At 59.4% G+C, this 25,946-nt stretch carries 25 protein-coding genes and 1 tRNA gene; 8 read left to right on the top strand and 18 right to left on the bottom strand.

The features are described from left to right. The first annotated feature begins 274 nt into the window (after positions 1-274). From J2W17_RS08205 to J2W17_RS08175, 7 genes are all read left to right on the top strand, one after another. Positions 275-1,783 (top strand): sigma-54-dependent transcriptional regulator, encoded by a 1,509-nt coding sequence (locus J2W17_RS08205; RefSeq protein ID WP_307332008.1) that lies wholly within the window; start codon positions 275-277, stop codon positions 1,781-1,783. 452 nt (positions 1,784-2,235) lie between these two features. Continuing rightward, positions 2,236-2,613 carry a glycine cleavage system protein GcvH gene (gcvH, locus tag J2W17_RS08200; protein WP_307332005.1) on the top strand — a complete coding sequence of 126 codons (378 nt, stop codon included), beginning with the start codon at positions 2,236-2,238 and terminating at the stop codon, positions 2,611-2,613. A gap of 11 nt (positions 2,614-2,624) precedes the next feature. After that, the gene (gene gcvP, locus J2W17_RS08195) at positions 2,625-5,477 is read left to right on the top strand and encodes an aminomethyl-transferring glycine dehydrogenase (protein ID WP_307332002.1); all 2,853 of its coding nucleotides are present in this window, start codon (positions 2,625-2,627) and stop codon (positions 5,475-5,477) included. 201 nt (positions 5,478-5,678) lie between these two features. Continuing rightward, positions 5,679-7,055 carry an L-serine ammonia-lyase gene (locus J2W17_RS08190; RefSeq protein ID WP_307331998.1) on the top strand — a complete coding sequence of 459 codons (1,377 nt, stop codon included), beginning with the start codon at positions 5,679-5,681 and terminating at the stop codon, positions 7,053-7,055. Positions 7,056-7,093: 38 nt separating this feature from the next. Continuing rightward, complete coding sequence (gcvT, locus tag J2W17_RS08185) at positions 7,094-8,218, top strand: glycine cleavage system aminomethyltransferase GcvT (protein ID WP_307331994.1); 1,125 nt, start codon at positions 7,094-7,096, stop codon at positions 8,216-8,218. Positions 8,219-8,617: 399 nt separating this feature from the next. Further along, positions 8,618-8,830 carry a cold-shock protein gene (locus J2W17_RS08180; RefSeq protein WP_003175786.1) on the top strand — a complete coding sequence of 71 codons (213 nt, stop codon included), beginning with the start codon at positions 8,618-8,620 and terminating at the stop codon, positions 8,828-8,830. Positions 8,831-8,926: 96 nt separating this feature from the next. Then, on the top strand, positions 8,927-9,415 hold the full coding sequence (locus tag J2W17_RS08175; protein ID WP_307331990.1) for an RDD family protein: 489 nt from the start codon (positions 8,927-8,929) through the stop codon (positions 9,413-9,415). A 134-nt stretch (positions 9,416-9,549) separates the two neighbouring features. Here the strand turns inward: J2W17_RS08175 and nadA are convergent, their stop codons facing one another. After that, a complete protein-coding gene (gene nadA / locus J2W17_RS08170) occupies positions 9,550-10,608 on the bottom strand; it encodes a quinolinate synthase NadA (protein ID WP_007949416.1) in 1,059 nt (352 codons plus the stop codon). Between the two features lie 373 nt (positions 10,609-10,981). Here nadA and J2W17_RS08165 point away from each other — a divergent pair, with 373 nt between their 5' ends. Next, positions 10,982-12,262, top strand: coding sequence for an MFS transporter (locus J2W17_RS08165; protein WP_307331985.1), 1,281 nt, complete (start codon positions 10,982-10,984; stop codon positions 12,260-12,262). A 130-nt stretch (positions 12,263-12,392) separates the two neighbouring features. Here J2W17_RS08165 and J2W17_RS08160 read toward each other — a convergent pair. The 17 genes from J2W17_RS08160 to J2W17_RS08080 form a co-directional block, all read right to left on the bottom strand. Further along, a tRNA-Lys gene (locus tag J2W17_RS08160) sits at positions 12,393-12,468 on the bottom strand. A gap of 63 nt (positions 12,469-12,531) precedes the next feature. Beyond that, positions 12,532-13,224, bottom strand: a complete 693-nt coding sequence (gene queC, locus J2W17_RS08155; protein WP_307331982.1) for a 7-cyano-7-deazaguanine synthase QueC — start codon at positions 13,222-13,224, stop codon at positions 12,532-12,534. 1 nt (position 13,225) lies between these two features. Further along, positions 13,226-13,873 (bottom strand): 7-carboxy-7-deazaguanine synthase QueE, encoded by a 648-nt coding sequence (gene queE, locus J2W17_RS08150; RefSeq protein WP_307331979.1) that lies wholly within the window; start codon positions 13,871-13,873, stop codon positions 13,226-13,228. A 167-nt stretch (positions 13,874-14,040) separates the two neighbouring features. Then, positions 14,041-14,877, bottom strand: a complete 837-nt coding sequence (gene ybgF, locus J2W17_RS08145; RefSeq protein WP_307331975.1) for a tol-pal system protein YbgF — start codon at positions 14,875-14,877, stop codon at positions 14,041-14,043. Positions 14,878-14,883: 6 nt separating this feature from the next. After that, the gene (gene pal, locus J2W17_RS08140) at positions 14,884-15,387 is read right to left on the bottom strand and encodes a peptidoglycan-associated lipoprotein Pal (protein WP_064679382.1); all 504 of its coding nucleotides are present in this window, start codon (positions 15,385-15,387) and stop codon (positions 14,884-14,886) included. Positions 15,388-15,439: 52 nt separating this feature from the next. Further along, on the bottom strand, positions 15,440-16,690 hold the full coding sequence (tolB, locus tag J2W17_RS08135; protein ID WP_371916822.1) for a Tol-Pal system beta propeller repeat protein TolB: 1,251 nt from the start codon (positions 16,688-16,690) through the stop codon (positions 15,440-15,442). Between the two features lie 47 nt (positions 16,691-16,737). Beyond that, positions 16,738-17,880 (bottom strand): cell envelope integrity protein TolA, encoded by a 1,143-nt coding sequence (tolA, locus tag J2W17_RS08130; RefSeq protein WP_307331968.1) that lies wholly within the window; start codon positions 17,878-17,880, stop codon positions 16,738-16,740. After that, positions 17,880-18,332 (bottom strand): protein TolR, encoded by a 453-nt coding sequence (gene tolR, locus J2W17_RS08125; protein ID WP_162493657.1) that lies wholly within the window; start codon positions 18,330-18,332, stop codon positions 17,880-17,882. Before tolR ends, tolA begins: the two co-directional genes overlap by 1 nt. A gap of 23 nt (positions 18,333-18,355) precedes the next feature. Further along, complete coding sequence (tolQ, locus tag J2W17_RS08120; RefSeq protein ID WP_052964284.1) at positions 18,356-19,051, bottom strand: protein TolQ; 696 nt, start codon at positions 19,049-19,051, stop codon at positions 18,356-18,358. Continuing rightward, positions 19,041-19,508: a tol-pal system-associated acyl-CoA thioesterase gene (gene ybgC / locus J2W17_RS08115; RefSeq protein WP_307331962.1), complete on the bottom strand. Its 468-nt coding sequence runs from the start codon at positions 19,506-19,508 to the stop codon at positions 19,041-19,043. Before ybgC ends, tolQ begins: the two co-directional genes overlap by 11 nt. A gap of 127 nt (positions 19,509-19,635) precedes the next feature. After that, positions 19,636-20,697, bottom strand: coding sequence for a Holliday junction branch migration DNA helicase RuvB (gene ruvB, locus J2W17_RS08110; RefSeq protein WP_154850125.1), 1,062 nt, complete (start codon positions 20,695-20,697; stop codon positions 19,636-19,638). Further along, positions 20,698-21,312 carry a Holliday junction branch migration protein RuvA gene (gene ruvA, locus J2W17_RS08105; protein WP_307331957.1) on the bottom strand — a complete coding sequence of 205 codons (615 nt, stop codon included), beginning with the start codon at positions 21,310-21,312 and terminating at the stop codon, positions 20,698-20,700. 114 nt (positions 21,313-21,426) lie between these two features. Then, on the bottom strand, positions 21,427-21,951 hold the full coding sequence (ruvC, locus tag J2W17_RS08100) for a crossover junction endodeoxyribonuclease RuvC (protein WP_064679389.1): 525 nt from the start codon (positions 21,949-21,951) through the stop codon (positions 21,427-21,429). 130 nt (positions 21,952-22,081) lie between these two features. Continuing rightward, on the bottom strand, positions 22,082-22,828 hold the full coding sequence (locus J2W17_RS08095) for a YebC/PmpR family DNA-binding transcriptional regulator (RefSeq protein ID WP_307331952.1): 747 nt from the start codon (positions 22,826-22,828) through the stop codon (positions 22,082-22,084). A 123-nt stretch (positions 22,829-22,951) separates the two neighbouring features. Further along, on the bottom strand, positions 22,952-24,727 hold the full coding sequence (gene aspS, locus J2W17_RS08090) for an aspartate--tRNA ligase (protein WP_307331948.1): 1,776 nt from the start codon (positions 24,725-24,727) through the stop codon (positions 22,952-22,954). Between the two features lie 123 nt (positions 24,728-24,850). Further along, positions 24,851-25,072: an FmdB family zinc ribbon protein gene (locus J2W17_RS08085; protein WP_307331943.1), complete on the bottom strand. Its 222-nt coding sequence runs from the start codon at positions 25,070-25,072 to the stop codon at positions 24,851-24,853. 135 nt (positions 25,073-25,207) lie between these two features. After that, a complete protein-coding gene (locus J2W17_RS08080) occupies positions 25,208-25,546 on the bottom strand; it encodes a ribbon-helix-helix domain-containing protein (protein ID WP_307331941.1) in 339 nt (112 codons plus the stop codon). Positions 25,547-25,946 lie beyond the last annotated feature (400 nt).

The following is a 25,946-nucleotide window of genomic DNA, read 5'->3' as shown; positions in this document are numbered from 1 at the left end:
CGTGACAACTCGGTCAACTGTGGGAGCGAGCTTGCTCGCGATGTTCGTTAACGATAACGCGACAAACCTGATACCCCGCGGCGGCTTCGAGTTTTTCTTCGGAACGCCGCCCGGAGCAAGCTCGCTCCTACAGTTCCTTGACTGAACGGCAAAGGAACAGCAAGCGTCCACAGGTCCAGCGTTCTGCACCCTGAAGTCCTGCGCAGGATTTCATCATTGGCCCGCGCCAAGGCATACTTGCCACCCTCCGCACTCCAGAACCAAGAACCGCCCCATGCGTATCCACGTCAGCTTCATCGACCGCGTCGGCATTACCCAGGAAGTCCTGGCCTTGCTCGGTGGGCGCAATCTCAACCTGGATGCGGTGGAAATGGTGCCGCCCAACGTGTATATCGACGCCCCGACCCTGAGCCCGGAAGTCCTCGAAGAATTGCGCGATGCGCTGTTCAGCGTACGCGGCGTGCAGGCGGTGACGGTGGTCGACATCCTTCCCGGGCAGCGTCGGCACTTGCAGCTCGACGCCTTGCTCGCGGCGATGACCGACCCGGTGCTGGCGCTGGACAGCGCCGGCAAGGTGTTGCTGGCCAATCCGGCGTTGATCGCCCTTTACGGTCGGGAACCGGCCGGCGAAAGCGTCGCCGATCTCTTCGCCGACGCGTCACTGCTGGATACCTTGCTGGAAAACGGCTTTCGCTTGCCGCTGCGCGAGATCACCGTCAATGGCCAGACCCTGTTGCTGGACGCCACACCCATCACCGACGCCGGCGCCCTGCTCACGCTGTATCAACCGAACCGCATCGGCGAACGCCTCTCGGCACTGCATCACGACCATGCCGAGGGTTTCGATTCGTTGCTGGGAGAGTCCCCGACGATTCGCACGCTCAAGGCCCGCGCCCAACGGGTTGCGGCCCTCGATGCGCCCTTGTTGATCCAGGGTGAAACCGGCACCGGCAAAGAACTGGTGGCCCGCGCCTGTCACGCCATCAGTGCCCGGCACAGTTCACCGTTCCTGGCGCTGAACTGCGCGGCATTGCCGGAGAACCTCGCCGAAAGCGAACTCTTCGGCTACGCCCCCGGCGCGTTCACCGGCGCACAGCGGGGCGGTAAGCCGGGGCTGATGGAACTGGCTAACCAGGGCACGGTATTTCTCGATGAGATCGGCGAGATGTCGCCTTACTTGCAGGCGAAATTATTGCGTTTCCTCAACGACGGCAGCTTCCGCCGTGTGGGGGGTGATCGTGAGGTCAAGGTCAACGTGCGGATCCTCAGCGCGACCCATCGGGACCTGGAAAAAATGGTCGGCGAAGGTTCGTTCCGCGAAGACTTGTTCTATCGCCTCAACGTCCTGAACGTCGAAGTCCCGCCGCTACGCGAGCGCGGCCAGGACATCCTGCTGCTGGCGCGCTATTTCATGCAGCAGGCCTGCGCGCAGATCCAGCGCCCGGTCTGCCGCCTGGCGCCGGGGACCTATCCGGCATTGCTGGGCAACCGCTGGCCGGGCAACGTGCGGCAACTGCAGAACGTGATCTTCCGTGCCGCAGCGATTTGCGAAAGCAGCCTGGTGGACATCGGCGATCTGGACATCGCCGGCACCTCCGTGGCGCGTCAGAGCGACAGCGAGGTCGACAGCCTCGAGCAAGCCATGGAAGAGTTCGAGAAGACGCTGCTGGAAAAACTCTATGTCAGTTACCCCTCCACTCGCCAACTGGCCAGTCGACTGCAAACCTCCCACACCGCGATTGCCCATCGGTTGCGCAAATACGGGATTCCCAATAAGCCGTAAGCCTGAGAATCCAATCCATTCCCCATACAAAACCCCTGTGGGAGCGAGCCTGCTCGCGAAAGCGGTGTATCAGCCAACATTAATGTCGATTGACGCATCCTCTTCGCGAGCAGGCTCGCTCCCACAGGTTTTGTGTCCAGCCAATAAAACCGCTTCAAAAGCGACCTCCACCTGTACGGAAAGCGCTACAGTGGAACGATATCGCTACACCCTTCTCTGATCGCCACTGCGCAAGGCTTTGATCCACCTAAACTTTTTTCTTCGCCTCCTACTGTAGCGATTTCGCTACGGCTGCAGAACAACCTTGCCCCACAAAATTACATAACTCATTGATTTGTAAAGAATAAACAAGGTTGGCAGCAAATTTGCTTAGTAACCACTCATAAAACAGGGCATTGCCCCGGCATTCACCACCGCGTCCACCAGACGAGTCTGGCCCCTTAGGAGTTTCCATGAGCGAATTGCGTTTTACTGAAGATCACGAATGGCTGCGCACCGAAGCTGACGGTAGCGTCACAGTTGGCATCACCGCTTTCGCGCAAAATGCCCTGGGCGACGTGGTTTTCGTACAACTGCCTGAGCTGCAGTCCTACGACAAAGGCGCTGAAGCTGCCACCGTGGAATCGGTGAAAGCCGCCAGCGGTGTGTATATGCCACTCGACGGTGAAGTGTTGGAAGTGAACCCGGCCCTCGACAGCAGCCCTGAACTGGTCAACGAAGATCCGCTGGGCGAAGGCTGGTTCTTCCGCTTCAAGCCAACCGACGCCTCGGCAGTCGGCCAACTGCTGGATCAGGACGCCTACGACCGCCTGATCAACGCCCAAGCCTGAGGAGCGCTGCCATGACTCAAGTAAACCTTACGACCGCCAACGAATTCGTCGCCCGCCACATCGGCCCGCGCGCAGGCGACGAGCAAGCCATGCTCAACAGCCTCGGTTTCGATTCTCTCGAAGCCCTGAGCGCCAGCGTGATTCCAGAAAGCATCAAAGGCACCAGCGTGCTCGGCATGGACGACGGCTTGAGCGAAGCCGATGCCCTGGCCTTGATCAAATCCATCGCTGGCAAGAACCAGCTGTTCAAGACCTACATCGGCCAGGGCTACTACGGCACTCACACGCCGTCGCCGATCCTGCGCAACCTGCTGGAAAACCCGGCCTGGTACACCGCCTACACCCCGTACCAACCGGAAATTTCCCAAGGCCGTCTCGAAGCGCTGCTGAACTTCCAGACGCTGATCAGCGACCTGACCGGCCTGCCCATCGCTAACGCCTCGCTGCTCGACGAAGCCACCGCCGCCGCCGAAGCCATGACCTTCTGCAAACGCCTGAGCAAGAACAAGGGCAGCCACGCGTTCTTCGCCTCCGTGCATTGCCACCCGCAAACCCTCGACGTGCTGCGCACCCGTGCCGAGCCGCTGGGCATAGACGTGGTGGTCGGCGACGAGCAACAACTGACTGACGTGACGCCGTTTTTCGGCGCCCTGCTGCAATACCCGGCGAGCAACGGCGATGTGTTCGACTACCGCGAACTGACCGAGCGCTTCCACGCGGCCAACGCCTTGGTCGCGGTCGCCGCGGACCTGCTGGCCCTGACCCTGCTGACCCCGCCTGGCGAATTCGGTGCCGACGTGGCCATCGGCAGTGCGCAACGCTTTGGCGTGCCACTGGGTTTCGGTGGCCCGCACGCGGCGTACTTCTCCACCAAGGATGCGTTCAAGCGCGACATGCCGGGCCGTCTGGTCGGCGTCTCCGTGGACCGCTTCGGCAAGCCGGCCCTGCGCCTGGCCATGCAAACCCGCGAGCAACATATCCGCCGCGAGAAAGCCACCAGCAACATCTGCACCGCCCAGGTGCTGCTGGCCAACATCGCCAGCATGTACGCCGTGTACCACGGCTCGAAAGGCCTGACCCAGATCGCCAAGCGCGTGCATCACCTGACTGCGATTCTTGCCCAAGGCTTGAGCGCATTGGGCCTGAGCGTCGAGCAAGCCAGCTTCTTCGACACCCTGACGCTGAATACCGGCGCCAACACCGCAAAACTGCACGACCAGGCGCGTGCGCAGCAGATCAATCTGCGAGTAATCGATGGCGAACGTCTGGGCCTGTCCCTCGACGAAACCACCAGCCAGGCTGATGTGGAAACCCTTTGGGCCATGCTGGCTGACGGCAAAGCGCTGCCGGACTTCGCCGCCCTCGCCGCCTCCGTACAAAGCACCCTCCCGGCGGCCCTGGTTCGCCAGTCGCCGATTCTCAGCCATCCGGTGTTCAACCGTTATCACTCCGAAACCGAGCTGATGCGCTACCTGCGCAAGCTCGCCGACAAGGACCTGGCCCTGGATCGCACCATGATCCCGCTGGGTTCGTGCACCATGAAACTCAACGCCGCCAGCGAAATGATCCCGGTGACCTGGGCCGAATTCGGCGCCCTGCACCCGTTCGCTCCGGCTGGGCAAAGCGCTGGCTATCAGCAACTGACTGACGAGCTGGAAGCGATGCTCTGCGCCGCCACCGGTTACGACTCGATCTCGCTGCAACCGAACGCCGGTTCCCAAGGGGAATACGCTGGCCTGCTGGCGATCCGTGCCTACCATCAGAGCCGTGGCGAAGACCGTCGCGACATCTGCCTGATCCCGTCGTCCGCCCACGGCACCAACCCGGCCACCGCCAACATGGCCGGCATGCGTGTGGTCGTGACCGCCTGCGATGCCCGCGGTAACGTCGACATCGAAGACCTGCGGGCCAAGGCCATCGAGCACCGCGAGCATCTCGCGGCGTTGATGATCACCTATCCTTCGACCCACGGCGTGTTCGAAGAAGGCATCCGTGAAATCTGCGGCATCATTCACGACCACGGTGGCCAGGTGTACATCGACGGCGCCAACATGAACGCCATGGTCGGCCTCTGCGCACCGGGCAAGTTCGGCGGCGACGTGTCGCACCTGAACCTGCACAAGACCTTCTGCATCCCCCATGGCGGTGGCGGCCCGGGCGTCGGCCCGATCGGCGTCAAGTCGCACCTGACCCCGTTCCTGCCGGGCCACGCCCAGATGGAACGCAAGGAAGGCGCGGTCTGCGCCGCCCCGTTCGGCAGCGCGAGCATTCTGCCGATCACCTGGATGTACATCCGGATGATGGGCGGCGCTGGCCTCAAGCGTGCTTCGCAACTGGCGATCCTCAATGCCAACTACATTTCCCGTCGCCTGGAAGAGCACTACCCTGTGCTGTACACCGGCAGCAACGGTCTGGTGGCGCACGAATGTATCCTCGACCTGCGTCCGTTGAAAGACAGCAGCGGCATCAGCGTCGATGACGTCGCCAAGCGCCTGATCGACTTCGGCTTCCATGCCCCGACCATGTCCTTCCCGGTCGCCGGCACGCTGATGATCGAGCCGACCGAAAGCGAATCCAGGGAAGAACTGGACCGCTTCTGCGACGCCATGATCCGCATCCGCGAAGAAATCCGCGCGGTGGAAAACGGCACCCTGGACAAAGACGACAACCCGCTGAAAAACGCCCCGCACACCGCGGCGGAGCTGGTGGGCGAGTGGACGCACCCGTACAGCCGCGAGCAAGCGGTATACCCGGTCGCGTCGCTGATCGAAGGCAAGTACTGGCCACCGGTCGGCCGGGTCGACAATGTGTTTGGTGATCGCAACCTGGTTTGCGCCTGCCCGTCGATCGAAAGCTACGCTTAAACCTGTGTGGGGCGGCAATCCGCCCCACTCAAGTACACCGCATATCCCCTGTAGGCGCTGGCTTGCCAGCGAAGACGGAATATCAGCCGACACAAATGTTGCCTGACACACCGCCTTCGCTGACAAGCCAGCGCCTACAAAATCGAGTTTCACTCAAGGTTGATGCTGACCCTCTATAACAAGGAAACCGGAGAACAACTCATGTCGTTAAGCGTGTTCGACCTGTTCAAGATTGGCATCGGCCCCTCCAGTTCCCACACCGTCGGCCCGATGCGCGCAGCCGCGCGTTTCGCCGAAGGGTTGCGCCGTGAAAGGCTGCTCGCCGCCACCAACTGCGTCAAAGTCGAGCTCTACGGCTCGCTCGGCGCCACCGGCAAGGGGCACGGCAGCGACAAGGCGGTGTTGCTCGGCCTCGAAGGTGAACACCCGGACACCGTGAATACCGAAACCGTCGCCGCCCGCCTGCAAGAGATTCGCGGCAACGGTCGCTTGAACCTGCTCGGTGAACACAGCATTGCGTTCAACGAGAAAGAACACCTGGCAATGATTCGCAAACCGTTGCCCTATCACCCCAATGGCATGATCTTTCGCGCATTCGACGCCGCCGGCCTGCAGATCCGCAGCCGCGAGTACTACTCGGTCGGTGGTGGTTTTGTGGTCGATGAAGACGCCGCCGGCGCCGACCGCATCGTCGAAGACGCAACAAAGCTGACCTTCCCGTTCAAAAGTGCCAAGGACTTGCTCAGTCATTGCACCACCTACGGCCTGTCCATCAGCCAGGTGATGCTGACCAACGAAAGTGCCTGGCGCCCGGAAGCGGAAACCCGCGCCGGCCTGCTGAAGATCTGGCAAGTGATGCAGGACTGCGTCGACGCCGGTTGCCGCAACGAAGGCATTCTGCCCGGCGGGTTGAAGGTCAAGCGTCGCGCGGCGGCACTGCATCGGCAGCTGTGCAAAAACCCGGAATCCTCACTGCGCGATCCGCTGTCGGTGCTGGACTGGGTCAACCTGTACGCCTTGGCGGTCAACGAGGAGAACGCCAACGGCGGGCGCGTGGTCACTGCGCCCACCAACGGCGCGGCGGGGATCATCCCGGCCGTGTTGCATTACTACATGCGCTTCATTCCCGGCGCGAATGACGACGGCGTCGTGCGCTTTCTGCTGACCGCCGCCGCCATCGGCATATTGTACAAGGAAAACGCCTCGATCTCCGGAGCCGAAGTTGGTTGTCAGGGTGAGGTCGGCGTCGCGTGCTCGATGGCGGCCGGCGCCTTGTGCGAAGTGCTCGGCGGTACCGTGCAGCAGGTGGAAAACGCTGCCGAAATCGGCATGGAGCACAACCTCGGCCTGACCTGCGACCCGATTGGCGGCCTGGTGCAAGTCCCCTGCATCGAGCGCAATGCCATGGGTTCGGTCAAGGCCATCAATGCGGTACGCATGGCCCTGCGCGGCGACGGCCAGCACTTCGTCTCCCTCGACAAGGTCATCCGCACCATGCGCCAGACCGGCGCCGACATGAAAAGCAAATACAAGGAAACCGCCCGTGGCGGTTTGGCGGTCAACATTATCGAGTGCTGACGCTCACGCGCATCCGCACACTTTTTCAGGAACTGAATATGTCCACCGAACAATTGCAGAAAACTCCGCTGCACGCATTGCACATCGAACTCGGCGCGCGCATGGTGCCGTTCGCCGGCTATGACATGCCGGTGCAATATCCACTGGGCGTGATGAAAGAACACCAGCACACCCGTGAGCAGGCCGGGTTGTTCGATGTCTCGCACATGGGCCAGATCCGCCTGACCGGCGCCAATGCCGCCAAAGCCCTGGAAACACTGGTGCCGGTGGACATCATCGACCTGCCGGTGGGCATGCAGCGTTACGCAATGTTTACCAACGAGACCGGGGGCATTCTCGACGACCTGATGGTCGCCAACCTGGGTGACGACGAGCTGTTCCTGGTGGTCAACGCCGCCTGCAAGGATCAGGACCTGGCGCATCTGCGACAGCACATCGGCGACCAGTGCACGATCGAGCCGTTGTTCGAAGAGCGTGCCCTGCTCGCACTGCAAGGCCCGGCTGCTGTTACCGTGCTCGCACGCCTGGCCCCTGAAGTTGCGAAAATGACCTTCATGCAGTTCGCCCGCGTAAAACTGCTGGGAGTGGATTGCTTTGTCAGCCGTTCGGGCTACACCGGTGAAGACGGGTTCGAAATTTCCGTACCGGCCGCCAACGCCGAAACCCTGGCTCGCGCCCTGTTGGCCGAACCCGAAGTGGCCGCCATCGGCCTTGGCGCCCGCGATTCCCTGCGCCTGGAGGCCGGCCTGTGCCTCTACGGCCACGACATGAACACCGAGACCTCCCCGATCGAGGCGAGCCTGCTGTGGGCGATCTCCAAACCACGGCGTGCCGATGGCGCGCGGGCCGGTGGGTTCCCTGGCGCTGAAACCGTGTTCGCTCAACAGCAAGCCGGTGTCAGCCGCAAACGCGTTGGCCTGTTACCCCAGGAACGCACGCCCGTGCGCGAAGGCGCAGAGATCGTCAACGAGGCGGGTGACACCATTGGCGCCGTTTGCAGCGGCGGTTTCGGTCCAACCCTGGGTGGCCCGCTGGCCATGGGTTACCTCGACAAGGCTTACACCGCCCTCGATACGCCGGTATGGGCGATTGTGCGTGGGAAAAAGGTACCTTTGCTTGTAAGCAAAATGCCATTTGTTCCACAACGCTACTACCGCGGCTGATTGACTGTTTCTATAAGTAACGCGATTGCGTTAACACTGCACTAATGTGTAACGCAATCGCCATAAAACAGTGCACACGCAGCTTTAAGCTTCGTTTATGAACTTTCCTTATAACGATTGAAAACAACTGAACCCCTCTAACGCATAAGCCAGCACTAGTTGCGACCCATACGCGTCGGCCCTAGTAAATCCGGGCCTTCACAGGGCTTGTTTTTTCTCCCGTAGTTGGCGTAGAGTTTGTTCACTGTGTTTGCATGGGTCGCTTGGAATCGTGACCTGGGCAGTAGCCTACAAGTTAGCTACATCCCGTTCGACGTCTTCTTACTCTCCTGCAACCAGCCCCAGTACTCTTTCATGAGAAGGAGACTGTCATTAATTTTTGCGTCAAGGAAATAAGAAATGTCCCAACGTCAGAGCGGTACCGTCAAGTGGTTTAACGACGAGAAAGGTTTTGGTTTTATCACTCCTGAAAGCGGTCCGGATCTGTTCGTGCATTTCCGCGCCATCCAGGGCAACGGCTTCAAGAGCCTGAAAGAAGGCCAGAAAGTGACTTTCGTCGCTGTGCAAGGCCAGAAAGGCATGCAGGCTGACGAGGTACAGGCAGAAGCCTAACCTTCTGTTACGAAAAAGCCCCTGATGGTGACATCAGGGGCTTTTTTGTGCGCACAAATCCGTAAAATGGCTTCTTTTTTCCCCGAGAGCCCTGCCATGTCGAAACACCTGCTCAAACCCCAGGGCGAGTTTCCCGCCGCAGGCCTGGGACGTCGCCTGGCAGCGATGTTCTATGATTTCCTTCTGTGTACCGCCTTGCTTATCGTCACCAGCGGCATTTACAAGATCATTCAGATGTCGGTCATCGGCGAGGACAGAATGCGCGCCCTGACCGAAGCGGGCGCACTGGACGGTGACCCGTTGCTGTCGACGGTGCTGCTGTTCGTGCTGTTCGGCTTCTTCGCCAAGTTCTGGACCTGGTCCGGTCAGACCCTGGGCATGCAGGTCTGGGGCATCCGCGTACAAAACGCCGACGGCACCTCCATCAGCCTGTGGCAGGCGCTGTTGCGCTTTGTGGTGTCGATCGCATCCTTGTTATGCGTCGGGCTGGGATTCTTCTGGTCGCTGTTCGACAAGCGCAAGCGCAGCTGGCATGACATGTATTCCGACACGCAGCTGGTTCGTATCCCGAAGAAGACCAAATAATTCAGCCATCGAAAATCACTGTGGGAGCGGGCTTGCTCGCGAAAGCGGTGTATCAGTCGACTTTGACGTTGTCTGACACACCGCTTTCGCGAGCAAGCCCGCTCCCACAGGTTTTGCGAACAGCCTGACAGATCTCAGGCGTTACCAGCCAACTTCATCCGCGCAGCCTGGGTAAAGTCGAGCATCCGCTTCAACGGCCGAATCGCCTGCGGAATCAACGCCGGATCGACAAAGATCTCGTTCGTCCCCTCCTTCAAGCTCTTCAGCGTGCGCTCAAGGGTATTCATCGCCATCCAGGGGCAATGTGCACAACTGCGGCACGCTGCGCCGTTACCGGCCGTTGGCGCTTCAATGAAGACCTTGTCCGGGCACAACTGCTGCATCTTGTAGAAGATGCCGCGATCGGTGGCGACGATGAGCGTCTTGTTCGGCAGGCTTTGCGCCGCCGCGATCAGCTGACTGGTGGAACCGACGGCATCTGCCAGTTCGATCACCGCGGTCGGCGATTCCGGATGCACCAGGATCGCAGCGTCCGGATACAGCGCCTTCATGTCTTCGAGCTGCTTGGACTTGAACTCTTCGTGAACGATGCAGGCACCGTCCCACAGCAACATGTCCGCACCGGTCTGGCGCTGGATGTAGGTACCCAGATGCTTGTCCGGGCCCCAGATGATGGTTTCGCCGTTATCCATCAGGCTCTCGACGATCTCCAGCGCGCAACTGGACGTCACCACCCAGTCCGCCCGCGCCTTGACCGCCGCCGAGGTGTTGGCATACACCACCACCGTGCGTTCCGGGTGCTGATCGCAGAAGGCCGAAAACTCGTCCACCGGGCAACCCAGGTCCAGGGAGCAGGTGGCTTCCAGGGTCGGCATCAGCACGCGCTTTTCAGGATTGAGGATCTTGGCCGTCTCCCCCATGAACTTCACACCGGCGACGACCACGGTCTTGGCCGGATGAGCATTGCCGAAGCGGGCCATCTCCAGCGAGTCGGAGACGCAGCCACCGGTTTCTTCGGCCAGGGCTTGAATCACCGGATCGCAATAGAAATGCGCAACCAGCACCGCATCCTGAGCCTTGAGCTCGGCAGCAATGGCGGCGCGATAGTAGGCCTCTTCTTCAGCCGTCAGCGGTTTGGGCTGTTTGGCATCGAGGTGGGCTTGAACCAGTAGGCGTTCGGAAATCTGCGTCATGTTCGCAAGACCTGCAGGCGCTTTCGCGCGAAAGTCGAGTATACACCCGGCTCCGGACCCTTCAGGGTACCGCCGGGAGAGTGAGTGTCATCAGGCATGGACAACGTTGAAGCTGCGCAAGGCTACAGAATATCCCATTGATGCAAAAGATGATTTTGACCTGTGTGATGAGCAGCAGCCCAGGACCGAGCCGAACTCAAATCGCAGACAAAAAAAATCCGCAAATCCTCACTTGCGTGGGCCGACGGGTGCACTGACTTACTACCCTGGGAAACCTCCTACAAAATAAACAGACACCAGACACGTATCGCGCGCAGAAAATGAATGGTGAAATGTGCCATTCCCCCTTTTCCACACGCGAGGCGCCTTCGACATGAGCAATGAGAATACAGGCTCTTGCTCCAAGGCCGACCAGGAAGTCAAACACACGTTTTTGTACCTGTTTCTGACCATATTCATCCCCTTTGGCCTCGGGCATTTTGTGTCCTACCTGTTTCGTACGGTCAATGCCTTGATCTATGTGGATCTGGAACGGGAACTGCACCTGCCCGCCAGCAGCCTGGGCCTGCTGACGGGTGTGTATTTTCTGACTTTCGCCGCGGCGCAGATTCCCTTGGGCGTCCTGCTCGACCGCTACGGGCCGCGCAGCGTGCAGGCCCCCATGCTGTTGTTTGCGGTGATGGGCTCGCTGATTTTCAGCTTCGCCCATACGGAACTGGGCCTGATCATTGGTCGCGGCCTGATTGGCCTGGGTGTTGCCGGTTCTCTGATGAGTGCGATCAAGGCGTGCGCCATCTGGCTGCCTGTCGAACGCCTGCCGCTGAGTACGGCATGCCTGTTATCGGTAGGTGGCCTCGGCGCCATGGCGTCCACCACGCCGTTGCATGAACTGCTCAAGTGGATCTCATGGCGTGAAGCATTCTTGATTCTGGCGCTACTGACTTTGCTTGTCTGCGTGGTCATTCATCTCAGCGTGCCGCGCACCTATAAACCCAAACACACCACGCTCGCCGAAATGTCCAAGGCCGTGGGAACGCTTTACTCCTCATGGGTATTCTGGCGGCTGGCGTTGTACTCGGTATTTGCCCATGCGATCTATATGTCGGTGCTGTCGCTGTGGATGGGACCGTGGCTACGCGATGTCGCCCACTTGAGCGAGTCCAGCATGGCCAATACCCTGCTCTGGGGCACTGTGGCGATGGTTGCAGGCTCGCTGGCTTTCGGCTCGATCACCGACTACCTGCGGCGCTTTGGCGTGCAACCGATCATGGTGTGCGGCGTCGGGGTTTCGATCTTCATCGTGTTTCAATCGCTGATGATCAGCGGACTGCCTGTATCGCCGCTGCTGATTGCCATGGGCTTCAGCTTCTTCGGTACCTCCACCACCATGAACTACGCGATCGTGGCTCAGTCGGTATCGACTGAACTGGCCGGGCGAGTCAGTTCGTCGTTCAACCTGTTGGTATTCGTGCTGGCGTTTGTCTTGCAATGGTTGATGGGAGAAATTCTGAACCTGTGGCCAGCAGCTGGGCACGGCCATCCGGTAGAGGCTTATCAGTGGTCGCTGGGTGTGATGATTGCGCTGCAGGTACCGGGAGTGATGTTATGGCTGAGCTTTAAACCATGGGAATTGAAAACCGCGGCGACCAGGTAAACCAGGCAACCACTACTTCCTTGGCTAAAGCCCGATCCTCCAGACCTGCCAGCACTAAATCGCGGGCAAAAAAAAATCCGGAAATCCTCACTTGCGTGGGCCTTCCAGACTTTTAAAACTGCTACAAAAATGGTGGGTCGTGTGGGATTCGAACCTACGACCAATTGGTTAAAAGCCAACTGCTCTACCAACTGAGCTAACGACCCGCTGTGTGGTGGCGCGTATAATACTGATTTTTAAGGACTATTCAACACCTAATTTGAAATAAATCAAAAATAAGGGGTTGGGTCGCTGATTCCGGCCGCCGCGAAGCCTTCTGCACGCAGGCGGCAGCTATCGCATTTGCCGCATGCACGGCCGTTATCGTCGGCCTGATAGCAGGAAACGGTCAGGCCGTAATCGACGCCGAGCTTCACGCCGGCCTGGACGATCTGTGCCTTGCTCAGGTTCTGCAGGGGAGCCTGGATACGGAATCCGTTTCCTTCTACACCGGCCTTGGTCGCCAGATTGGCCATGCGCTCGAAGGACTCGATGAACTCGGGGCGGCAATCCGGGTAGCCGGAGTAGTCGACGGCGTTCACGCCGATAAAGATGTCACGCGCACCCAGCACTTCGGCCCAGCCTAGCGCCAATGACAGGAACACCGTGTTGCGCGCCGGCACGTACGTTACCGGGATGCCCTCGCCCGCCACTTCCGGCACGTCGATGCTGCTGTCGGTCAGCGCAGAGCCACCGATACCGTTCAGGTTCAGGCCGATCACCTTGTGTTCGACCACCCCCAGGTCACGAGCGACACGTTCGGCAGCGTACAGCTCGGCATGGGAGCGCTGACCGTAGTCGAAGCTCATGGTGTAGCAGCTGTAGCCTTCAGCACGAGCCATCGCCACGACGGTGGCCGAGTCCAGGCCGCCGGACAACAGGATGACTGCACGTTTTTCGGTGGTGTTCAGTTGTTCAGACATTTCAGCGCCCCGGCTCGTCATTCCAAAGATATTTATGCAGCTGCAATTGCAGGCGCACGGGCAGGTTGTCCGCCACCACCCAGTCCGCCAGGTCCCGAGCATTCAAGTCATGGTGGCTTGGCGAGAACAGGACTTCGCCGGCGCGCTGATCCAGACCGTACTGAATCAGCTTGGACACGGCCCAGTCATAGTCCTCCCGGGAACAGATGACAAACTTCACCTGATCGTTGCGTGTGAGCAGTTCGATGTTCTCGTAGCGGTTGCGATGTGCTTCTTTCGAACCCGGGGTTTTCAGATCGACGACGCGACTGACCCGGGAATCTACCGCCGAGATATCCAGGGCGCCACTGGTTTCCAGCGACACTTCGTAACCGGCATCACACAGCTGCGTGAGCAAAGGGATGGCATTGGGTTGCGCCAACGGCTCGCCACCGGTGACACACACGTAGCGTGGGCGAAAACCGGCCACTTGCTCGAGGATGTCGTCGAGGGTGCGAACGGTGCCGCCACTGAACGCGTAGGCGCTGTCGCAGTACTGGCAACGCAATGGGCAACCGGTCAGGCGCACAAAAACAGTGGGCAGCCCGGCAGTCCGCGTTTCACCCTGCAACGAGTAGAAAACTTCGGTGATTCTCAATGTGTCTTGCATAGTCGCCACGGGCATGACAGCTAAACAGGCTGTCCGCCTCCGTCAGGCACTTCAAGGAACCCCGCCAACGCGCAGATCCCAAAAAGCGTGTTTCATAAAAAGGGCGTGAATTCTAACGAAAAAACCCGCGACAAGCGCGGGTTTCTTCAAAACGGCTCAAGCAGCCCTTACATTTTTTGCAGATCACGCTGCGCCAGCTGAGCGGCGGAAGTGCCCGGATATTGGGACACAACCTGTTGCAGAATGCCTTTGACCTTGTCGGGGTGACCAAGGCGACGCTCCACATCAGCGAGCTTGTACAGCGAATCAGGCACTTTGTTGTGCTTTGGGTACAACTGCGAAACCTTGGCAAATGCCTGGCCTGCGCCTTGCAAATCGCCTTTGGCCAGATTCACTTCACCCAACCAGTACTGGGCGTTGCCCGCGTACTGGCTGTTCGGGTATTTGCGCAGGAATGCGGCAAACGCCTGGCTGGCCTTGTCGAAATCCTTGGCCTTGATCAGGTCGAAGGCTGCATCGTAGTACAGTTTTTCCTTCGCCGGATCCGCCGGTTCGCCGCCCGCGGCAGGCGCTTGAGCCGCCGCTCCCGCCCCTGCGCCGGCTGCTGCACCGGGGGCGTTCAAATCGCCACCGGTGGAAGAATTATCAGGAGTCGCGGCTGGTGCAACGCCGGATCCTATGCGCCGATCAAGATCCTGATATCGCTCCAGGCTTTCTTGCTTCATGCGCGCTACATCATTTTGCAGAACTTCGATGATGCCTTGTTGGCGCGAGATCTGCTCCTGCATCGATTGCAGTTGGTTGAACAGCTCGCCCTGTGCCGAGACAGGGGCCGAAACCCCTCCCCCGGCATAGGCGCCGTTCGTACCGTAACCTGCAGGCGGATAACTGCTCCCGCTATTGTTATAGCCGGAGTTGTCCTCGACCACAGGAACCGCAGCCCACACCGCAAGCGGCGCGAGGCTGAGAGCCAAGACAGTTACAGCACGACGGCACGTTCGCATGGCGAATTACTTACGCAGTTCGACGCGACGGTTTTGAGCCCAGGACTGCTCGTCGTTGCCGGTAGCAACTGGACGCTCTTCGCCGTAGGAAACCAGTTCCAGCTGAGCTGGGGAAACGCCTTGCAGTACCAGGTAACGCTGAACGGCTTTCGCACGACGCTCGCCCAGTGCCATGTTGTACTCACGAGTACCACGTTCGTCGGTGTTGCCTTCCAGAACAACGCGAGCGCCGTTTGCTTTCAGGTCTTTGGCGTGAACGTCCAGAGCGCGCATGGCTTCTGGCTTCAGGTCCGAACTGTCGTATTCGAAGTAGAAAGTGGTGATGGCGCGCAGAGCAGCTTCTTCGCTCAGGGAACCATCAACGGCACCGGTGTTTGCGCCGTAACCAGCGTTTGGATCAACAGCCACTGCGCCTTCACCGGCATTGTCGCCGCCTTTGGACGAGCAACCAACGGCTACGGACAAAGCCAGAGCCAGAGCAGCAAACTTACCAAACTTCAGCATTTCCATCGTGAAACTCCTAATGAACCCCAATGTGTTAAGTACAACGTGTAGCGCCGCGTCAGTTCAGGTAAGGGGACCAGGACGGTTCTCTGACTTCGCCTTGTGCGGTAGGAAGCGGGAGCCTCACGCGTCCATTAATGGACACGAGCATCAAGACTCCCCGGCCCTGCTGGCGGGTGGCGTAGATTACCATGGTGCCGTTGGGCGCAACAGTAGGTGACTCGTCCAGAGTGCTATCAGTGAGTATCTTTACACTGCCGCGTTGCAAATCCTGGGCCGCCACCTTGAAATTGGTGAAACCTTCCTGGCGATGGATCATGACCAGGGTCTTTTCGTCAGCCGACAGTTTAGGGTTGGCATTGTAGTTACCAATGAAGGTCACACGCTCCGCACCACCGCCACCGGCGCTGGTTTTGTAGATCTGTGGCTTGCCGCCACGGTCGGAGGTGAAGTAGATGGTCGAACCATCCTTGCCCCAGAACGGTTCGGTGTTGATGCCGGGGCCGTTGGTGACACGGGTGATCTGGCGCGAACCCAGGTTCATCACGTAGATGTCCGGGTTACCGTCCTTGGACAGCACGAACGCCAGGCGATTGCCATCCGGGGACCAGGCGGGTGCGCCATTCAGGCCTTCGAAATTGGTGATCTGCTCACGGCGCCCGGTGTCGATGTTCTGCATGAAAATGCGCGGACGCTTCTGCTCGAACGACACATAGGCGATGCGCTTGCCATCCGGTGCGAAGCGCGGAGACAGGATCGGCTCGCGCGATTGCAGCAGGGTGACAGCACGAGCACCGTCATAGTCCGAACGTTGCAGGGTGTAGCGCGTGTTCTTCTCGGAGAAGCGCTCGGCGGTCACGTACAGCAGACGTGTCGAGAACGCACCTTTGATACCGGTGAGTTTTTCGAACGACTGGTCGGCGATGTAGTGCGACATGTCGCGCAGCTGATCGACGCTGCCCGAGACGCTGCCGGTCAGCACTTGCTGTTCGGTGGCGACGTTGAACAGTGCGTATTGAACCTGCAGGCGCCCGCCCGCCGGTGCAACGCTGCCGACCATGACGTACTGGGCGCCCAGCGCCTTGAAGTCACGGAAGATGATTTCGCTGGCCTGGCTCGGCTGGCTGATCATGTTCTGCTTTGGAATCGGCGAGTAGTAACCCGAGTTGCGCAGGTCGTTGCCGATGATTTCGGCCATGTCGTCCGGCAGCACGCTGCCGCCCTGGTTACCAAACGGAACGACGGCGATCGGAGTGGCCCGATCGCTGCCGCTGGTGACCAGAATGTTTTTTTCATCTGCTGTCGCCATACCTGCCAGGCAGCAGATAACGACAAGCATTCCTCGAAGAAGGTTTCTCACAAGGCTAGATCCTCAGGTGTGAATGTCATCTTGAATGAACGATAGGGAGCGAAATCGCTCGGTTTCATTCCCTGCATTTCTGTCAAACGTCCAATATTCTTGACCGCTGCAACCGCCGAAGCGTCGAACGGACCATCGCCGCTGGACCTGGCCACGCTGACCGAGGTCAAGGTACCGTCCGGCAACATGCCAATTTGCAACACGACCGTCATGCCTTTGCGCGCCGAAGGTGGACGAGCCCAGCCTTCCGCTGCACGAGCGCGAATCAGGTCATCGAAACTGCCGGCGACTTCGTCACCCTGCTCATCCGCCAAGGCCTGCTGACGTTGCGGCGTGTCGGAAAGCAAATCTGCCAAGGCCTGGGCCTTTTTGTCTTCGGCGGACTTGCGTGCCGCTTCCTGCGACTTTTTCTTCGCAGCATCGGCAGCAGCAGCTTTCTTCTTCGCGTCTTCGGCGACTTTCTTCTTCGCCTCTTCAGCGTCGGATTTCTTCTTTGCGTCTTCCGCGGCTTTCTTTTTCGCGTCTTCGACGATCTTTTTCTTCGCTTCTTCGGCAGCCGCTTTTTTAGCTGCTTCCGCAGCCGCTTTCTTGGCCTCTTCCTCAGCCGCTTTCTTGGCTTCTTCCTCAGACTTCTTCTTGGCTATATCAGCCAATTGTTTCTCTTCGGCCTTTTTGGCTTCCGCGGTCTTCTTCGCTTCATCGGCTTTCTTGGCGTCATCGGCTTTCTTGGATTCGTCGGCTTTCTTGGCCTCATCAGCCTTTTTTGCCTCTTCCGCTTTCTTCGTCTCGTCGGCCTTCTTGGATTCTTCGGCTTTTTGAGCGGCGTCTTCCTTCTTTTGTTCCGCGGCCTTGATCGCTTCCTGCTCGATCTTTTTCTGTTCCATCTGTTCGACTTCGGTCTGGCGCGCGGCGGATTTCTTCGCCTCACCCGCAATCTTCTGATTGGTCTGGGTGGTCGCCTGACTTTTCGATTTCAGCTGGTACAGGGTGGCCTGGACAATCGGCTTGGCCGGCGGCAGTTCCGGTGTGAAGGCAAAACTGACGAACAGCATGCCGAAAACCAGCACGTGCAAGACCAGCGCCCAGACACTAGGCCAGAAATAGCTTTCCGAGGCGGACGGCTCTCGCATTTGCTGCATCAGGGTGCCTCGGTAATCAAGCCAACATTACCGACCCCGGCTTTCTGCAACCCGCCCATGGCACCCATGACGGCACCGTAATCGACGGTCTTGTCGCCGCGGATGAACACCTGGGTACGCTTGCCGTTACTGTTGCCGGCGCTGATGATCTTGGTCACCGCGCTGGTCATTTGCGGCAAGGTCATGGCCTTGTCCTGCTGCTTTTCGGTGTCGACTTCGCTGCCAAGGTTCCAGTAATAGGTCTTGTCAGCCTTGATCGAAATGGTCAGGACCTGGGTGTTGTTGTCCTGCGGCAAGGCTTCGCTGGAAACCTTGGGCAGATCAACTTTCACGCCCTGATTGAGCATCGGCGCGGTCACCATGAAGATGACCAGCAGTACCAGCATCACGTCGATGTAAGGCACCACGTTCATCTCGGCAACCGGCTTGCGCTTTTTGCGAGCTCGAGCGATTAAAGCCATTGGAAATTACCTGCTTATTCTTCGCTGGTGTGCACTTTACGGTGCAGGATCGCCTGGAATTCATCGGCGAAGGTGTAGTAACGGCCCAGCAGGGTTTCGCTGCGGGCAGCAAAACGGTTGTAAGCGATAACGGCCGGGATCGCGGCGAACAGACCGATCGCGGTGGCGATCAGTGCTTCGGCGATACCTGGCGCGACAGTGGCCAGGGTCGCTTGCTGGGCAGTGGCCAGGCCACGGAAGGAGTTCATGATGCCCCAGACCGTACCGAACAGACCTATGTAAGGGCTGACGGAACCGACGGTGGCGAGGAACGGCAGGCTCTGCTCGAGCTTTTCTTCTTCACGGGAAATGGCGACGCGCATGGCACGGGCCACGCCTTCCATCACCGCTTCCGGATCGACGCCAGCCTGCTGGCGCAAACGGGAGAATTCCTTGAAACCGGCACGGAAGATCTGCTCGACGCCCGAATCCGGGTCAGGGTTGCTGCCCGCCTGGCGGTAGAGTTTGGACAAGTCGATGCCCGACCAGAAACGCTCCTCGAAGCTCTCCAGGGCACGTCGACCGGCGCGCAGCAAGTTGCTGCGCTGAAAGATCATGATCCATGAGGTCACCGATGCGGCTACCAGGATCAGCATTACCAGTTGCACCACGATACTGGCATTGCTGACCAGGCTCCACATGGAGGAATGGTCGACGACGTTAGCTTCCACGCTTTATCTCCTGCTTTGAGTGTGTACCCGCGCCGCTCACGTCGGCAAAGGCCGTACGTAGAGCTTCGGGAATGGCCCGGGGTTTTAAACTGTCAGTGCGCACACAGGCCACCAGAAACTGCCCTTCGCAGAGCAGCACATTATCTGTAGCCCGACTGACCTGCTGCTTGAAACGCAGGCTGGCACGGTTCAATTCGATTACCTCGGCGCTTACCAGCAGTTCGTCGTCCAGTCGCGCCGGCGCGTGGTAACGCGCTTCGCTGGAATGCACGACGAACAACAGGTCCTCACCTGCCAGCGCCGACTGGGCAAAGCCCAGCTCGCGGAGCCGCTCGGTTCGAGCCCGTTCCATAAACTTGAGGTAATTGACGTAATACACGATGCCGCCCGCATCGGTGTCCTCGTAATAAACGCGACAACGAAATGCGAAAGGCCCAAGCCCGTTTTGCGCGCGCATACTCTAGTGCTTACTCCTCAGGTTGCCAATCCGGCCAGGCAACTGTTTTTCATTGTTCTGCGGCTTTCTCGCGAAAGTACGGTCCTAGGACAGCACAATGCCCGAAAATTCAGCGCGCAAAAGTTAATTAATCGTCCACGGCATCGAGAAATTCGTCTACCACGGGCATCTCGCCCAATCGTGACGGAATGTTTAAGCCGAAATGCAGATAGGCATGCCGCGTCACCACCCGCCCCCGCGGCGTGCGCATGATGTAGCCCTGCTGGATCAGGTAGGGCTCCAGCACGTCTTCGATGGTGTGGCGCTCTTCGCTGATCGCGGCTGCCAGACTGTCCACCCCGACCGGACCGCCATCGAACTTCTCGATCATGGTCAGCAACAGACGCCGGTCCTGGTGATCGAAGCCACGCTCATCGACATCCAGCAGGTTCAACGCCAGATCGGCGATCGGCTTGGTGATGTGGCCCTTGGCGCGGACCTCGGCAAAGTCGCGCACCCGGCGCAGCAGGCGGTTGGCGATCCGCGGGGTGCCCCGGGCACGGCGGGCGATCTCGAAGGCGCCTTCCGGGTCCAGCGGCAAGCCCAGGATGGTCGCCGAGCGGCTGACAATCGTTGCCAGGTCGGCCGTGTTGTAGAACTCAAGGCGCTGGACGATACCGAAACGGTCACGCAACGGATTGGTCAGCATGCCGGCCCGTGTGGTCGCTCCGACCAGGGTGAAGGGTGGCAGATCGAGCTTGATCGAACGCGCAGCCGGCCCTTCGCCGATCATGATGTCGAGCTGGAAATCCTCCATTGCCGGGTACAGCACTTCTTCAACGATCGGCGAGAGCCGATGAATTTCGTCGATGAACAGCACATCGTGAGGCTCAAGGTTGGTCAGCAGCGCAGCCAGGTCACCCGGGCGCTCGAGAACCGGCCCCGAAGTGCTTTTGATCGACACCCCCATTTCCTGGGCGATGATGTTGGCCAGGGTGGTTTTACCCAGGCCCGGCGGGCCGAAAATCAGCGTGTGGTCCAGGGACTCCTTACGTCCACGGGCCGCCTGGATGAACAACTCCATTTGCTCGCGAACAGTCGGCTGGCCAATGTATTCGGCCAGGCTGACAGGGCGAATGGCCCGGTCCTGGACTTCCTCGCGGTCACGGGGAGCACCCGTGGCGGCGATCAGACGATCAGCTTCAATCACTTAAATCATTCCCTTCAGGGCACGACGAATCATGTCTTCACTGCTCAAACCTTTCTCCTTGATCGCGGAAATCGCCTTGCTGGCTTCCTGCGGCTTGTAGCCCAGGGAAATCAGCGCGCTGACCGCGTCATTTTCGGCGGTAGCGACCGGCATTACATCCGGCCCGCCCGGCTGGTTGGGCACCAGGGCGAACATCGCCGGCACCGTTTCCCAGGCCTTGAAGCGGTCCTTGAGTTCCACCAGCAAACGCTCGGCAGTCTTCTTGCCCACGCCCGGCACCTTGGTCAGGGCCGAGGTGTCCTGGGACTGCACGCAACGCACCAGTTCGTCGACTTCCAGACTCGACATCAGGGCCAGGGCCAGTTTCGGGCCTACACCATTGAGACGGATCAACTCGCGAAAAAAGTCTCGCTCACGCTTGCCGAAGAAGCCATAGAGTAACTGCGCGTCTTCGCGTACGACTAAATGGGTGTGCAAGGTCAGCGGTTCACCGACCGACGGCAAGCGATACAGCGTGGTCATGGGCACTTCCAGCTCATACCCCAGACCGTTTACATCCAGAATCAGGTGCGGCGGCTGTTTCTCAGCCAGTGTGCCGCGCAAGCGTCCAATCACGTTTCAGATCCTTGAGCGTTGGCCAGATCAGTGCTGGCGACTGACAGAGCAAGGGTTTTGCGCCGACGACCCAGGCGCAAAACCCTCACTCCATAAAAATGATTGCTGATGCTATCAGAGACGCAGGCGCCCGCCACGACTGCGTGCGGCGCCCAAGCCATGAGGCAACAGGCTGGAACGGGTGTGAGCATGGCAAATGGCAATGGCCAGGGCGTCCGAGGCATCGATTTGCGGCTTGCTGGTCAACTTCAGCATGTGCATGACCATCATCTGCACCTGCTCTTTATTGGCAGCGCCGGTGCCGGTCACGGCCTGTTTGACCTGGGTAGCGGTGTATTCGGCGATCTCGAGGTTTTCTTCGGCGCCGGCAACGATCGCTGCGCCGCGTGCCTGGCCGAGCTTCAACGCCGAGTCGGCGTTGCGGGCCATGAACACCTTTTCGATGCCCATGGTCACCGGGCCATAGGTCTGGATGACTTCGCGCACGCTGCGATAGACGATTTGCAGGCGTTCGTGCAGCTCGCCGGAACCGGTGCGGATGCAGCCGGATGCCACGTACACGCAACCACGGCCGGTATCAGATACCACGCCATACCCGGTGATGCGCGAACCGGGGTCGATACCAAGAATTAAAGTCATAACGCCTGCAGGCTTTAAATGTAGGAGCGAGCTTGCTCGCGATGGACGTTAACGATAACGCGGTTCACCTGAATCAGCGCGTCGCTCTCAGGTTTTTCGCGAGCAAGCTCGCTCCTGCAGGGGGGGCATATCAACCGAGCTGTGCGGCGACCGATTCAGGGATGTCCGCGTTGGAATAAACGTTCTGCACATCATCCAGGTCTTCAAGCATGTCGATCAGCTTGAGCACCTTCTCGGCGCCCTCCAGGTCCAGTTCGGCACTGGTGGTCGGCAGCATGACGATTTCCGCGTCATCTCCTTTGAAACCGGCGGCCTCCAGGGCGTTACGCACCGCGTAGAATCCGGCGAACGAGGTGAACACGTCGATGGACCCGTCTTCATGGGTGACGACGTCGTCGGCATCGGCTTCCATGGCCGCTTCGATCAGCGAGTCTTCATCGACACCCGGCGCGAAGGAGATCTGGCCCTTGCGCTCGAACAGGTAAGCCACCGAACCGTCGGTACCGAGGTTGCCGCCGCACTTGCTGAACGCATGGCGAACCGCGGCTGCGGTACGGTTGCGGTTGTCGGTCATGCACTCGACCATCACCGCCACACCGCCCGGGCCGTAGCCTTCGTAGGTCAGTTCGACCATATCGTCGGTGTCGGCAGCACCGGCACCGCGAGCAACCGCGCGGTCGATGATGTCGCGGCTCATGTTCGCACCCAACGCCTTGTCCAGCGCCAGACGCAAACGCGGGTTGGAACCCGGATCGCCGCCGCCCTGACGGGCAGCTACCGTCAGTTCACGAATCCACTTGGTGAAAATCTTGCCCTTCTTGGCATCCTGACGTTCTTTGCGGTGCTTGATGTTCGCCCACTTGGAATGACCCGCCATAACTCGCTCCGAATTCTCTTTGAAACATTGCCCGCCGCGCCATGACGCGCCAGCCGGCAAACAAAAATCTCGACCTGCTTATAAAAAACGGGCGCATCCGACGATGCGCCCGCATGGTCAGCCTTACTCGGCTTTAGGCGTTTCGCGCAGACGAATGTGCAGTTCGCGCAATGCCTTGGCATCGACCGCACCCGGAGCCTGAGTCATGACGCAAGCCGCGCTCTGGGTTTTCGGGAAAGCGATCACTTCACGGATCGACTGGGCGCCGGTCATCAGCATCACCAGACGGTCCAGACCGAAGGCCAGGCCACCGTGCGGCGGCGCGCCGTATTTCAGGGCATCGAGCAGGAAGCCGAATTTCTCTTCCTGTTCCGCTTCGCTGATACCCAGCAGACGGAATACCGACTGCTGCATTTCCTTGCGATGGATACGGATCGAACCGCCACCCAGCTCGGTGCCGTTCAGCACCATGTCGTAGGCACGGGACAACGCGGTCGCCGGGTTGGCTTCCAGTTCTTCCGGCGTGCACTTCGGCGCGGTGAACGGGTGGTGCAATGCAGTGAAGCTGCCGTCGTCGTTCTCTTCGAACATCGGGAAGTCGACCACCCACATCGGGGCCCACTCGCAGGTCAGCAGATTCAGGTCGTGACCGACCTTGATCCGCAGCGCGCCCAGGGCTTCGCTGACGATCTTGGCTTTGTCGGCACCGAAGAACACGATGTCGCCGTCAACCGCGCCAACGCGATCGAGAATCGTGTTCAGGGCCGCTTCCGGGATGTTCTTGACGATCGGCGATTGCAGGCCTTCGACGCCTTTGGCGCGCTCGTTGACCTTGATGTACGCCAGGCCCTTGGCACCGTAGATGCCGACGAACTTGGTGTAGTCGTCGATCTTGCTGCGCGGCATGCTCGCCCCGCCCGGTACGCGCAGTGCGGCTACGCGGCTTTTCGGGTCGTTGGCCGGGCCGGAGAAGACCTTGAATTCAACTTCCTTGAGTTGGTCGGCAACATCGACCAGTTCCAGCGGGATACGCAGGTCCGGTTTGTCGGAACCGTAACGACGCATGGCCTCGTCCCAGGTCATGTGCGGGAATTCGGCGAATTCCACGTTCAGCACTTCCTTGAACAGGTTGCGGATCATGCCTTCGGTAAGGCCGATGATGTCTTTTTCATCGAGGAAGCTGGTTTCGATGTCGATCTGGGTGAATTCAGGCTGACGGTCGGCACGCAGGTCTTCGTCGCGGAAGCACTTGGCGATCTGGTAGTAGCGGTCGAAGCCCGCCACCATCAGCAGTTGCTTGAACAGCTGAGGCGATTGCGGCAAGGCGAAGAACGAACCGGCATGGGTACGGCTCGGCACCAGGTAATCGCGAGCACCTTCCGGCGTGGCGCGGGTCAGGATCGGCGTCTCGACGTCGAGGAAGCCGTTCTCGTCCAGGTAGCGACGGATGCTGGTGGTCATGCGCGAACGCAGGCGCAGCTTCTCGAGCATTTCCGGACGACGCAGGTCGATGAAGCGATAACGCAGGCGGGTTTCTTCACCGACGTCGGAGAACTCGTTGAGCGGGAACGGCGGGGTTTCCGCCTCGTTGAGTACTTCCAGCTCGTAGCCCAGCACTTCGATCATGCCCGACGCCATGTTGGCGTTGCCGGCACCGGCCGGACGCAGGCGTACCTTGCCGGTGACCTTGACCACGTACTCGCTGCGCACGCGATCGGCGGCGGCGAAGGTTTCAGCGCGGTCCGGGTCGAACACCACCTGGGCCAGACCGTCACGATCACGGATATCGAGGAAAATCACCCCACCGTGGTCACGGCGACGGTGAACCCATCCGCAAAGGGTAATTTCCTGGCCTTCCAGGCTTTCGTTCAGTTGGCCGCAATAATGGCTGCGCATCATGGTAGTGGTTTCACTTCTCGTAATTCGAAATTCGTTTGGAGACCTTGCCCGTATCCTTGCCCTGTGAAAGGCGCCGGATCATGCAAGAACTCACGCGTAGTCGTTCAACTCAGATCCCGAACCCTAGTCAGCTTTGTCGCCGCCGGCCAGGTTCTTCTTCGAACCGGTCTTGAAATCGGTTTCGTACCAGCCGGTGCCGCTGAGGCGGAAGCCCGGCATGGACAGCATCTTCTTAAGCTCTGGCGCCTGGCAGGCAGGGCAGTCGACCAGCGGTTCCGCGCTGATCTTTTGAATGGCTTCCAACTGATGACCACAGGAAGCACATTGATAGTCGTACATTGGCATGGGGTTGTCTCGGCGATCAGATTGCTACCGCACACACTGGGTTTTGCGGCAAAGAGCGGGATTATATCCATTAAATGCAGCCTGTGCAGCCGTAAGACTGCACAGATCGACACTCGACGCATTCCGTCGCCATCCCTAGGCCGTGGCCGGGCAATTCCCATCCTTCAGGCTGTGCACCACACAGACCACCCGTACCAGTGCACTGAAATTCTTCACCCCGCCGTGTCGCAAATGCACTTGACGGTCCACGTGAGACAGCAGCGCACTGATCGAGCAACGATTGACCCTGGCCATTTCGCCCAAGATATCCCAATAGACCTGTTCAAGCCGCAAACAGGTCGCAAAACCATTCAAACGCACTGACCGGGATAATGGCTGGGCCAGTCCCATGTCGAACTCGCTGACAAATGGATCGACCCTTATATCCTTGGGTAGACCACCCTTTACTTCGCTTAGCCTGCCGTCATTAACCATACCGTTGACACTCCTTTGCCATGCCTGGTCTTTATAAGAGCCCTGTTGCGAGACTTATAAAAACGCAGGCGCAAAGTTATCTCCAGATGACTTTATGACCATCAACGTAGGATAAGCCAACAGCTGAAGACAGATCATGGAGATCGTCCTTGTCAGAACATTTTCCCACATTACCTGGCACCCTTTCGTTCAAGCGCGAGCGACACCCTGTCCGACATCGATTGCCATGTATCTTCCCTAAAGGTGATGAGACTCCTCCGACAGGTGCCGCATCACTCCAGCAAGCCTGTTGCCGCACCGCAGCTCTGGATGCCCTGGCAAGCGGCAACAAATCGTCCCCGATGGACCACTGGACTCCTTGATTTGAGTAGCCTGCAGCTTTGCTGTTAAATAGGCAGTG

The organism is Pseudomonas lini (genome assembly GCF_030812475.1).
Taxonomy (GTDB): Bacteria; Pseudomonadota; Gammaproteobacteria; order Pseudomonadales; family Pseudomonadaceae; genus Aquipseudomonas; species Aquipseudomonas lini_A.
This window is presented reverse-complemented; position numbering and strand designations above follow the sequence as displayed.

What these genes read in the sequence shown, in the direction of transcription:
- J2W17_RS08205 (WP_307332008.1), top strand. Translation starts at nt 275, where the DNA reads ATGCGTATCCACGTCAGCTTCATCGACCGCGTCGGCATTACCCAGGAA.
- gcvH (WP_307332005.1), top strand. Translation starts at nt 2,236, where the DNA reads ATGAGCGAATTGCGTTTTACTGAAGATCACGAATGGCTGCGCACCGAA.
- gcvP (WP_307332002.1), top strand. Translation starts at nt 2,625, where the DNA reads ATGACTCAAGTAAACCTTACGACCGCCAACGAATTCGTCGCCCGCCAC.
- J2W17_RS08190 (WP_307331998.1), top strand. Translation starts at nt 5,679, where the DNA reads ATGTCGTTAAGCGTGTTCGACCTGTTCAAGATTGGCATCGGCCCCTCC.
- gcvT (WP_307331994.1), top strand. Translation starts at nt 7,094, where the DNA reads ATGTCCACCGAACAATTGCAGAAAACTCCGCTGCACGCATTGCACATC.
- J2W17_RS08180 (WP_003175786.1), top strand. Translation starts at nt 8,618, where the DNA reads ATGTCCCAACGTCAGAGCGGTACCGTCAAGTGGTTTAACGACGAGAAA.
- J2W17_RS08175 (WP_307331990.1), top strand. Translation starts at nt 8,927, where the DNA reads ATGTCGAAACACCTGCTCAAACCCCAGGGCGAGTTTCCCGCCGCAGGC.
- nadA (WP_007949416.1), bottom strand. Translation starts at nt 10,608, where the DNA reads ATGACGCAGATTTCCGAACGCCTACTGGTTCAAGCCCACCTCGATGCC.
- J2W17_RS08165 (WP_307331985.1), top strand. Translation starts at nt 10,982, where the DNA reads ATGAGCAATGAGAATACAGGCTCTTGCTCCAAGGCCGACCAGGAAGTC.
- queC (WP_307331982.1), bottom strand. Translation starts at nt 13,224, where the DNA reads ATGTCTGAACAACTGAACACCACCGAAAAACGTGCAGTCATCCTGTTG.
- queE (WP_307331979.1), bottom strand. Translation starts at nt 13,873, where the DNA reads ATGCAAGACACATTGAGAATCACCGAAGTTTTCTACTCGTTGCAGGGT.
- ybgF (WP_307331975.1), bottom strand. Translation starts at nt 14,877, where the DNA reads ATGCGAACGTGCCGTCGTGCTGTAACTGTCTTGGCTCTCAGCCTCGCG.
- pal (WP_064679382.1), bottom strand. Translation starts at nt 15,387, where the DNA reads ATGGAAATGCTGAAGTTTGGTAAGTTTGCTGCTCTGGCTCTGGCTTTG.
- tolB (WP_371916822.1), bottom strand. Translation starts at nt 16,690, where the DNA reads ATGGCGACAGCAGATGAAAAAAACATTCTGGTCACCAGCGGCAGCGAT.
- tolA (WP_307331968.1), bottom strand. Translation starts at nt 17,880, where the DNA reads ATGCAGCAAATGCGAGAGCCGTCCGCCTCGGAAAGCTATTTCTGGCCT.
- ybgC (WP_307331962.1), bottom strand. Translation starts at nt 19,508, where the DNA reads ATGCGCGCGCAAAACGGGCTTGGGCCTTTCGCATTTCGTTGTCGCGTT.
- ruvC (WP_064679389.1), bottom strand. Translation starts at nt 21,951, where the DNA reads ATGACTTTAATTCTTGGTATCGACCCCGGTTCGCGCATCACCGGGTAT.
- J2W17_RS08095 (WP_307331952.1), bottom strand. Translation starts at nt 22,828, where the DNA reads ATGGCGGGTCATTCCAAGTGGGCGAACATCAAGCACCGCAAAGAACGT.
- aspS (WP_307331948.1), bottom strand. Translation starts at nt 24,727, where the DNA reads ATGATGCGCAGCCATTATTGCGGCCAACTGAACGAAAGCCTGGAAGGC.
- J2W17_RS08085 (WP_307331943.1), bottom strand. Translation starts at nt 25,072, where the DNA reads ATGCCAATGTACGACTATCAATGTGCTTCCTGTGGTCATCAGTTGGAA.
- J2W17_RS08080 (WP_307331941.1), bottom strand. Translation starts at nt 25,546, where the DNA reads ATGGTTAATGACGGCAGGCTAAGCGAAGTAAAGGGTGGTCTACCCAAG.